Origin of the sequence: Blautia sp. HCP3S3_D9, assembly GCF_052063845.1 — a bacterium.
Lineage (GTDB): Bacteria > Bacillota > Clostridia > Lachnospirales > Lachnospiraceae > Blautia_A.
This window is the reverse complement of record NZ_JBQHWS010000135.1, coordinates 1-9,189: the sequence shown is the minus strand read 5'-3', so window position 1 is coordinate 9,189 and position 9,189 is coordinate 1. Positions and strand designations below refer to the sequence as shown.

The window sequence follows — 9,189 nt, the reverse complement described above, 5'->3', positions numbered from 1 at the left end:
GGGCAGAACCTTCACCACATACGAAAGCTCCGGCACCTCTGTTGATATGTAAGTGGAAGTTTACACCGGAATTTAAAATATTATCACCTAACAGACCATATTTCTCTGCCTGTTCGATTGCCATTCTAAGTCTCTTTACAGAAAGAGGATACTCTGCACGAACATAAATATAACCGTCTTCTGCGCCTACTGCGTAAGCTGCGATGGTCATACCTTCGATCATCTTATATGGATCACCTTCCATTACGGAACCATCCATAAATGCACCAGGGTCACCTTCATCACCGTTACATACTACATAACGGGTCTTCTCTGCCTGACGTGCAACCTGAGACCATTTCTTGCCTGCAGGGAAACCTGCACCGCCACGGCCGCGGAGACCGGACTTGGTCACTTCATCAATTACTTCCTGAGAAGTCATTCCTCCCAGTACTTTTGCAAGAGCCTGATAGCCGCCTACTGCAATATATTCATCAATAGATTCTGCGTCAATCTTACCGCAGTTCTCCAGAACGATACGTGTCTGCTGATTCAGGAACGGAATATCGTCCGGATGTGGACAGACAGTGTCATGATCCTTATAAAACAGTCTCTCTACCGGTTTTCCTTCCAGAATAGTTTTCTCTACGATCTCTTTACAGTCTTCCGGCTGTACATGCACATACTGATAATCGTATGGCTCAATTCTCATCAGAGGTCCAAGTTCGCATAAGCCCTGGCATCCTGTTTTGACTACGCCTACATGAGGCACGTCTTTCTGCATTTCCACTGTTACACCGTCAATTCTCTCACAGAGTGTTGCCATCTCATCATAAATCTTCTGTGCTCCGGATGCGATACATCCAGTACCTGAACAGACAAGAACGCGACAGGTGTAAGATTTGATCTGTTCATTTACCTCTGCCTGTTTATTTAACAGGTCGTCCCTGCTATTAATACTCATACGCACTCACCTCTCAATTCATTCAAAAGTTCGACAGCTTTCTCAGGAGTCATCTTCGGGTGTACTTCATCATTTACAGTCAGTGTCGGCGCAAGTCCGCATGCACCAAGACAGGAAACAGTCTCTACTGTAAAGAGCATATCGTCCGTTGTATGCTTCTTATGGCTTAACCCAAGTTCTTTCATCAGAGCTTCTTTTACAGGCATGGACTTTCTTACATGACAAGCTGTTCCGTCACATACTTTGATGACATATTTTCCTTTCGGCTCAAAGGAAAAGTTCTCATAGAATGTGGCAACACTGTATGCCTTGGCTTCTTTTACTCCGATCTCCTTTGCTACATAGGTGAGCAGTTCTCCCGGAAGATAACGGTACTCTGCCTGAATGTCCTGCATGATCGGGATCAGAGATGCCGCTTTTCGTCCGTAGTATTCGATGATCTCATCCGCTTTTCTGTAATAAGACTGATCTAACATTCGGTTCCCTCCTTAAATATGTTTTTTGATCTCCACGCAACTTTAGTTATTATTAATATATGTGCTGTTGATATTATACAATATATGGTTATTTTTCACAATATCATTTTTATATTTTTCTGAAAATTATTTATTGTTTTCTTTTATAAATCTATAATTTTTGTAAATATCTCCAAATGAAATGCAATTTCTTTAACAAGTGTGTTAAACAAAAAACATGACAATTCTCTTTGTTTTTGATATAGTTTTATCGTTAAAGAGCGCGGAAATAAAATTATAGGAGAAAACAAAAGAATATGAGAACTCTTGATACACCCGTAAAGCAGATCCGGCGCAAAATTTTTGGAGAGGTGGCAAAGCTTGGCTTTGAGTCTACAGATGACTCCCTGATTCACGACATTGAAGCAGTTCCTTACAATATTGTTCAGGAGCGTGCACAGTACCGTGAGAGCATTTACCGTGAACGTGCAGTTGCAAGCGAACGTGTACGACTGGCTATGGGCCTTTCTCTCCGTCCGGAGAACAAAGCGGTTCATCTGACTGCAGGAGTTGAGGCTTCCAATATTGATGAGAAATATTATGAGCCGCCGCTTATGCAGGTCATTCCATCTGCATGTTCTGCCTGTCCTTCCAATATGTACGAGGTCAGCAACATGTGCAGAGGATGTGTCGCTCATCCATGTATGCAGGCCTGTCCAAAGGGCGCAATCTCTATGGTAGACGGCAAATCTCATATCGATCAGACAAAGTGCGTGAAATGCGGAAAGTGCAAATCTGTCTGTCCATATGATGCTATCGCCCATAAAGAACGTCCATGCGAACGTGCCTGTGGTGTAAAAGCAATCGGAAGTGATGAGCAGGGACGTGCACAGATTGATGATAAGAAGTGTGTTTCCTGTGGTATGTGTATGGTGAGCTGTCCGTTCGGAGCGATTTCTGATAAATCTCAGATTTTCCAGCTGGCGCATGCACTTCGCGAAGGAAATGAGATCATTGCAGAAGTTGCACCTGCTTATATCAGTCAGTTCGGTGATGCGGTAACTCCGGGTAAATTCCATGCGGCACTGACAGCGCTTGGATTTACCAATGTATATGAAGTTGCCCTTGGTGCAGATATCGGCGCTATCAGCGAAGCGCACCATTATGCAAAAGAAGTTGCCACTGGTAATCTTCCCTTCCTGCTTACTTCCTGCTGTCCGTCCTGGTCTATGCTTGCAAAGAAGCAGTTCCCGACTATGATCGACAATATTTCTCAGGAGCTGACTCCAATGGTTGCCACTGCAAGAAGTATTAAGAAAGAACATCCGAATGCAAAAGTTGTATTTATCGGACCGTGTGCTGCCAAGAAACTGGAAGCTATGCGCAGTTCTGTAAGAAGTGATGTTGATTTTGTTATTACGTTTGAAGAATTATGGGGACTTTTCGATGCGAAGGAAATTGATCCTGCTGCTGTAAAGGCTTCTGAGAGTCTGCATGATGCTACTGCTGCTGGTCGTGGATATGCGGTTGCAGGCGGTGTTGCAGGTGCGATCGAAGCATGTCTGAAAGAATATTATCCGGATGTACCGGTACATATTGAACATGCGGAGAGCCTTGCAGAATGTAAGAAAATGCTGACTCTGGCGAAAGTCGGCAAGTTAAATGGCTGTATGATCGAAGGTATGGCCTGCCCTGGCGGATGTATGGGCGGTGCCGGAACCAATGCTCCGTATGCAAAAGCAGCCAAAGCATTGAAAGGTTATCTGGCTTCTTCTACAGAGAAACTTCCGTCCAAAGAACTGGAAGAGATTGAATTAAACTAATATGAAACATAAGAAAGCTGTCCGTAAACTGATATTTTTTACGGGCAGCTTTCTTATTTCTTATTTATCATTTTATTTTTTGTAATATTAATCAGGAATGATGTGGCTCTTTATGTCCATGTTCCTCATGAAAATGTTTATACTTTTCTACGAACATCAACAGAAAACTGATTGTAAGGAATCCACAGGAAACCCAGATCATCCGGATTCCGAAGTGAATGGATAAGTTTCCGCCAATACCTGCACCTACTGCAAACATGAAGATGATTCCAAAGTAGTACATTGCCTGTTCCAGTTGTTTTGGCTTTTTCTCACGGAAATATCCGGATAAAGCTGCAGTACCGCTGCGCAGGTTTCCGATACACATGGTGCTTGCATAGGAATAGCCGTTTACCTTGCGGAAAGACTGTACCTGCATTGCACAGGCAAAGGATGCCATGGCATTTGCCAGCATATTGTATTCTGTTGGTATAAATCCTACTGAAAACAGGATCAGGATCTCTGCCAGCAGGATGCTCTGCCTCCAGTGCAGTTTCCTTGCATATTTGAAATTCGCCTGAACTTTTTCTGCTACCCATACACCAAATGCAAAAAAGACGATTGGAAAGAAATAACTCAGTCCTGCCATCAGCTCTCCTGCCATGAAATGCTGGCTCATAAGAACGACGTTTCCTGTCTGTGCATTACAGAATACTTCGTTTCTTGCATTATAGGTGTAGGCATCCTGAAACCCTCCCGACAGTGCCAGGAATGCACTGTTTAAAAAGGCTTCTGACATTTGTATCTCGTGTTGATTATGATCTTTCATGATTTTCCCCGTTTAAGTTTATTTGCTGTTATCATCTGTATAGATAGCTGCATTTATTCTTTTACCGTTTATTTATGTTATACGTTTATAGGTCAAATGTAAAAGATATAATTCATATTATCGTTTATATGATTTTTATATATTGGATACAATATATATAATCCAATATTCACTGAAAAAGATATATTATACTTATATCTGCTCATCAGCTATTCACAATAATCGCGGTTATTTGTGTGCTGATATCTTATGCGATAAAAATTTTTTTTTAATTTCGTTTATTTTCATTATATAAAGCAACTTCCATACACTGTATATCACTACAGCATATGGAAGTTATTTTTTTATGTATCAGCCGAATTATTTATCTCCGTGTTCTTTAAGATATTCTGCTTTTCCTTCTTCATAAAGATTGTTGCCTTCACAGTCGATGATAACTACAAGCGGCATATCCTCTACATATAATTTACGAAGTGCTTCTGCTCCCAGATCTTCGTATGCGATCAGTTCTGCTTTCTTGATACATTTTGCAAGGAGTGCACCTGCACCGCCGATTGCTCCGAAGTATACGCCGTCATATTTCTTCATAGCTTCCACAACTTCCGGAAGGCGGGCACCTTTTCCGATCATTCCTCTTGCTCCGACAGACATCATTGTCGGTGCATAGGCATCCATACGTCCGCTAGTTGTAGGGCCTGCAGAACCGATGACTGCGCCTGGTTTGGCCGGAGTCGGTCCTACATAGTAGATGGTTGCATCTGTAGGATCAAATGGAATTTTCTCACCTTTTGCAAGGGCCTCGCACATTCTCTTGTGCCCTGCATCACGGGATGTATAAATAGTCCCTGTTAATAATACCTGATCACCTGCATGGAGAGTTCTTGCCAGCTCTCTAGTAAGTGGAAGTGTAATTTTCTTTCTTTCCATCTCAGATCACCTCCGATTTATGGCGGGTTACATGGCAGTTGATATTAACTGCACATGGCATACCTGCAATATGAGTCGGCATTGTTTCGATATTCAGGCCGATGGCTGTTGTCTTTCCGCCAAATCCCTGCGGTCCGATTCCAAGTTTGTTTACTTTCTCAAGCATTTCTTTCTCAAGGTCTGCATAGAATGGATCCGGGTTCTGAGTATCCAGCGGTCTCATCAGTGCTTTCTTTGCAAGAAGTGCACATTTGTCAAATGTTCCGCCGATACCGACACCGACTACCATTGGAGGACATGGGTTCGGGCCTGCTGTCTCTACTACTTCAAGGATGAAATCCTTGATTCCCTGTAATCCTGCGGATGGTTTGAACATACGGATCTGGCTCATGTTCTCGCTTCCGAAGCCTTTCGGGCCTACTGTGATCTTAACTTTGTCGCCAGGAACGATCTCTGTATAGATCATAGCCGGTGTGTTGTCGCCTGTGTTTCCACGGCGTACCGGATCTTTTACTACAGATTTTCTTAAATATCCTTTGTCATATCCGCGGCGTACGCCTTCATTGATCGCATCGGTGAGATCTCCGCCAACAAAATGTACATCCTGTCCGATTTCAAGGAATACGCATGCCATTCCTGTATCCTGGCAGATCGGCACATTCTCGTTATCTGCAATGTCAAAATTCTCGATAATGTTGTCAAGGATTCCCTTGGCGATCTCTCCGTCTTCGCATGCACGGCATGTTTTGATCGCACATTTTACGTCTTCCGGAAGATGTTCATTTGCTTCGATACAGAGTTTTTCGATGACATCTGTAAGTCTGCTTACTTCTACTTCACGCATTCTGGTAAGCTCCCTTCTTTATTTATGGATATGCCGCCATCCGGCAGCACGTTCCTTTTTTCATTATATCAAAGCCTCCCGGTACCGACAATTCCCTATCATCGATACCGGAATATTTCTGTCAGCGCTGTTCGTGACGGGCGTATTTTGGAAGCAGTAATGGAGATACTTTATCAGTATGTACATCTGCTTTCTCCAGTTCGTCTGCATACTTGTAGATATGATCGAGGTTCATTTCGCCAAGTTCTACATTTTTGCATTTTGCAGCGGCTTTTTTACCGGCATTTCTTCCGAATACGATAACGTCCAGAAGAGAGTTACCCATCAGTCGGTTTCTTCCGTGGATTCCGCCTGCTGCTTCTCCTGCAACTAAGAGGTTCGGGATTTCTTTTGTGAATCCGTCTCCGTCAATCTCAAGACCACCGTTCTGGTAGTGAAGTGTCGGATAAATAACGATCGGAACTTTTCTCATGTCAATGCCGTAGTTCATGTACATACGGAACATAGCCGGGATTCTCTTTTCGATGGTTCCTTCGCCGCCGAGGATCTCGATCATCGGAGTATCAAGCCATACACCTTTGAGTCCGCCAGGAACTTCTACACCGCGGCCTTCTTCGCATTCACGGATAACACCGGAAGCATTTACGTCACGGGTTTCAAGCGGGTGGATGTAAGCTTCACCGTTTGCATTGACAAGCTGTGCGCCAACGGAACGAACTTTCTCTGTTACCAGAGCGCCCATGATCTGAGACGGATAGATTGCTCCTGTTGGATGATACTGGATAGAATCCTGATAAAGAAGGGAAGCACCGGCTCTGTATCCAAGTACAAGTCCGTCTGCAGTTGCGCCGTAATGGTTGGATGTCGGGAATCCCTGATAATGCATTCTTCCTGCACCGCCTGTTGCAATTACAACAGTTTTTGCTCTTGCAACGGAATAGTCTCCTGTTTCCATGTTGAGAAGAACTGCACCTGCAACCTGTCCTTTTTCATCTTTGAGAAGTTCAACGGCTGAAGTAAATTCAACGACCGGAATACCAAGGTTCAGAACTTCGTCTCTGATGGTACGCATGATCTCTGATCCGGAATAGTCTTTTGCAGCATGCATTCTTTTTCTGGAAGTACCGCCGCCGTGTGTTGTGACCATGGTTCCGTCTTCTGCTTTATCAAATTCAACGCCAAGGTCGTTGAGCCATTTGATCGCATCCGGAGCTTCCATTACCAGTCTCTTTACCAGTTCCGGTTTTGCTGCGAAGTGTCCGCCGCCGAAACAGTCCAGATAGTGCTGTACAGGAGAATCGTTCTCTTTGTCTGCTGCCTGGATACCGCCCTCTGCCATCATGGTGTTGGCATCACCGATACGAAGCTTTGTAACGATCATAACATCTGCACCTGCGTTGTGGGCTTCAATGGCACAGGAAGAACCTGCACCGCCGCCGCCGATTACAAGTACGTCTACGTCATAACCAATTTTTGTAAGGTCAATCTTTTCGTTGATCAGACGGCTGGTTGAATGCAGCATTTCTGCCAGTTCCAGAGGAGCTTTCTGTCCTTTGTTTGGTCCGACTTTGATCTCTGCAAATGCGTCTGGATTATAATCCGGATGGAATTTCTGAAGAAGAGCGTCTTTTTCATCTGCTGTCAGACGTCTTGGCTCTGTTGCCATACGCTCTGCTCTTGTAGCCTCTACCTTTTTGATGGATTCCATCATATTTTCTGGATATGGTGCATACATATTCTTACGCCCTCCTTATTTCTCAATTTCTCTGTTGTTATAAAGTTCCTGCATCTCTGTAATAGGTTTCTGCATGATCTGCTCGATCAGGTCATCAAATTTACCTTCATGGATTTCTTCTACACGTTTCTCAAGGTGTTCGCTCTTAGGTGCGATATATTTACCTGTGAGACGTCTTGCAAGAAGACCTACCATTGGATGAGAAATGCCGGCCGGGCATCTTACGGAACAGCATCCGCAGCTTACGCAGTCAAAGGATTCTTCTGCACATTTCTCCAGTTCGCCTCTCTGTGCATATGCAATGTACTGCATTACATTTAAGTCCTGAGTACATGCTTTTGTACAGGCATTACATCCGATACAGCTGTAGATTTCCGGATAAAGTTCCATCATTACCTGCTGGTTTGGCTGAAGTTCTTCTATATTATAGGTTCTCTTGTCTGTAGGGAAGAATGGGATGCTTGCTACATACATTCCTTCTTCTACCTTTGTCTGACAGGCAAGACAGGTTTTCAGTTCGTTCTGACCTTTGATTCTGTAGATGGTTGCACAGGCTCCGCAGAATCCGTGTCTGCATCCGCAGCCTCTCTTCAATGTATAACCGGCATATTCCATGGCAGTCATAATTGTAAGTTCTGCAGGTACACTGTATTTCTTACCGAAAAAATATACGTTTACCATATTGTTTTCCATTTGAGATTACCAGTCCTTTCTATATCATCAATACTCATTCGGCAGTTCGTCGATTTCGTCGCAGCGGAATACGGGGCCGTCTTTGCAGACGTATTTGGAGCCGATATTGCAGCGGCCGCATTTACCTACGCCGCATTTCATACGAAGCTCCAGAGTTGTATAAACCTGTTCTCTGGAGAAGCCCAGTTCTTCCAGTCCTGCAAGAACGAATTTGATCATGATCGGCGGTCCGCAGACAAGTGCTGTTTTGTTTGTATCGAATCCGATCTCTTTTAAATAGGAAGGAACGAATCCAACATGTCCGTCCCAGCCTTCCTGTTCACGGTCGATTGTCAGATAAACATTGACTCCCTCTGCTTTCATCCAGACTTCCTGGATTTCTTTTAACTGTACCAGGTCATCTGCAGAACGGGAACCATAGAGAATATCTACTGTTCCATAGTCAGCACGGTTGTCCAGTACATAATTGATTACAGAACGAAGTGGTGCAAGTCCGATACCACCTGCGATAAACAGAAGGTTTTTGCCCTTTAATTTATCTTCTACAGGAAAATGATTTCCGTACGGTCCGCGGACTGTGATCTCATCTCCCACCTGAAGGCTGTGAAGATAATCAGTCAGGGAACCGCACTTTTTGATACTGAATTCCTGATATTCTTTATTTGTTGGTGAAGAAGTAATGGAAAACATACCTTCACTGACACCTGGTGCACAGACCATTGCGCACTGTCCGGGCATATGTTCAAAAAGCTTTCCCCCTTCAGGAGCATTTACACGAAAGGTCTTAACGTCCGGTGTCTCCTGACGGATATCTGTGATCACACCAACCTTTGGAATCAGTGTGTCTAATGTATAGTTTTTATGGCAGGTACATTCGCTCATTATTTTTCACCTCCCTGATTTTCAAAAGCTTTGATGACTTTTACGATATTTAAGGATGACGGGCATTTCTCAACGCAGC

General features: G+C 43.9%; 9 protein-coding genes. 1 reads left to right on the top strand and 8 read right to left on the bottom strand.

Annotated features, from left to right (window positions below; genetic code table 11):
* Both ACTNES_RS17570 and ACTNES_RS17565 read right to left on the bottom strand, forming a co-directional pair.
* Positions 1–943, bottom strand: a 943-nt coding sequence (locus tag ACTNES_RS17570; RefSeq protein WP_441040231.1) for an NAD(P)H-dependent oxidoreductase subunit E, incomplete at its 3' end; no start/stop codon positions are given.
* Positions 940–1,419: a complex I 24 kDa subunit family protein gene (locus ACTNES_RS17565; RefSeq protein ID WP_291811523.1), complete on the bottom strand. Its 480-nt coding sequence runs from the start codon at positions 1,417–1,419 to the stop codon at positions 940–942. The genes ACTNES_RS17565 and ACTNES_RS17570, both read right to left, overlap by 4 nt.
* Positions 1,420–1,715: 296 nt before the next feature.
* On the opposite strand from ACTNES_RS17565, the gene ACTNES_RS17560 reads away from it, so the two are divergent.
* A complete protein-coding gene (locus ACTNES_RS17560) occupies positions 1,716–3,221 on the top strand; it encodes a 4Fe-4S dicluster domain-containing protein (RefSeq protein WP_291811520.1) in 1,506 nt (501 codons plus the stop codon).
* Between the two features lie 91 nt (positions 3,222–3,312).
* Here ACTNES_RS17560 and ACTNES_RS17555 read toward each other — a convergent pair whose 3' ends face one another.
* From ACTNES_RS17555 to ACTNES_RS17530, 6 genes are all read right to left on the bottom strand, one after another.
* Positions 3,313–3,999, bottom strand: coding sequence for a YoaK family protein (locus ACTNES_RS17555; RefSeq protein ID WP_291817915.1), 687 nt, complete (start codon positions 3,997–3,999; stop codon positions 3,313–3,315).
* A gap of 390 nt (positions 4,000–4,389) precedes the next feature.
* On the bottom strand, positions 4,390–4,956 hold the full coding sequence (locus ACTNES_RS17550; RefSeq protein WP_291817912.1) for a Fe-S-containing hydro-lyase: 567 nt from the start codon (positions 4,954–4,956) through the stop codon (positions 4,390–4,392).
* Position 4,957: 1 nt separating this feature from the next.
* Positions 4,958–5,800, bottom strand: coding sequence for a fumarate hydratase (locus tag ACTNES_RS17545; protein WP_118409384.1), 843 nt, complete (start codon positions 5,798–5,800; stop codon positions 4,958–4,960).
* A gap of 121 nt (positions 5,801–5,921) precedes the next feature.
* Positions 5,922–7,535 (bottom strand): FAD-dependent oxidoreductase, encoded by a 1,614-nt coding sequence (locus ACTNES_RS17540; RefSeq protein WP_441040230.1) that lies wholly within the window; start codon positions 7,533–7,535, stop codon positions 5,922–5,924.
* Between the two features lie 15 nt (positions 7,536–7,550).
* Positions 7,551–8,216, bottom strand: a complete 666-nt coding sequence (locus ACTNES_RS17535; protein WP_441040229.1) for a 2Fe-2S iron-sulfur cluster-binding protein — start codon at positions 8,214–8,216, stop codon at positions 7,551–7,553.
* A 39-nt stretch (positions 8,217–8,255) separates the two neighbouring features.
* Positions 8,256–9,110, bottom strand: coding sequence for an FAD/NAD(P)-binding protein (locus ACTNES_RS17530; protein ID WP_340282587.1), 855 nt, complete (start codon positions 9,108–9,110; stop codon positions 8,256–8,258).
* Between the last annotated feature and the right edge of the window lie 79 nt (positions 9,111–9,189).

Coding starts and splice junctions, on each gene's coding strand:
- ACTNES_RS17565 (WP_291811523.1), bottom strand. CDS start 1,419: ATGTTAGATCAGTCTTATTACAGAAAAGCGGATGAGATCATCGAATAC.
- ACTNES_RS17560 (WP_291811520.1), top strand. CDS start 1,716: ATGAGAACTCTTGATACACCCGTAAAGCAGATCCGGCGCAAAATTTTT.
- ACTNES_RS17555 (WP_291817915.1), bottom strand. CDS start 3,999: ATGTCAGAAGCCTTTTTAAACAGTGCATTCCTGGCACTGTCGGGAGGG.
- ACTNES_RS17550 (WP_291817912.1), bottom strand. CDS start 4,956: ATGGAAAGAAAGAAAATTACACTTCCACTTACTAGAGAGCTGGCAAGA.
- ACTNES_RS17545 (WP_118409384.1), bottom strand. CDS start 5,800: ATGCGTGAAGTAGAAGTAAGCAGACTTACAGATGTCATCGAAAAACTC.
- ACTNES_RS17540 (WP_441040230.1), bottom strand. CDS start 7,535: ATGTATGCACCATATCCAGAAAATATGATGGAATCCATCAAAAAGGTA.
- ACTNES_RS17535 (WP_441040229.1), bottom strand. CDS start 8,216: ATGGTAAACGTATATTTTTTCGGTAAGAAATACAGTGTACCTGCAGAA.
- ACTNES_RS17530 (WP_340282587.1), bottom strand. CDS start 9,110: ATGAGCGAATGTACCTGCCATAAAAACTATACATTAGACACACTGATT.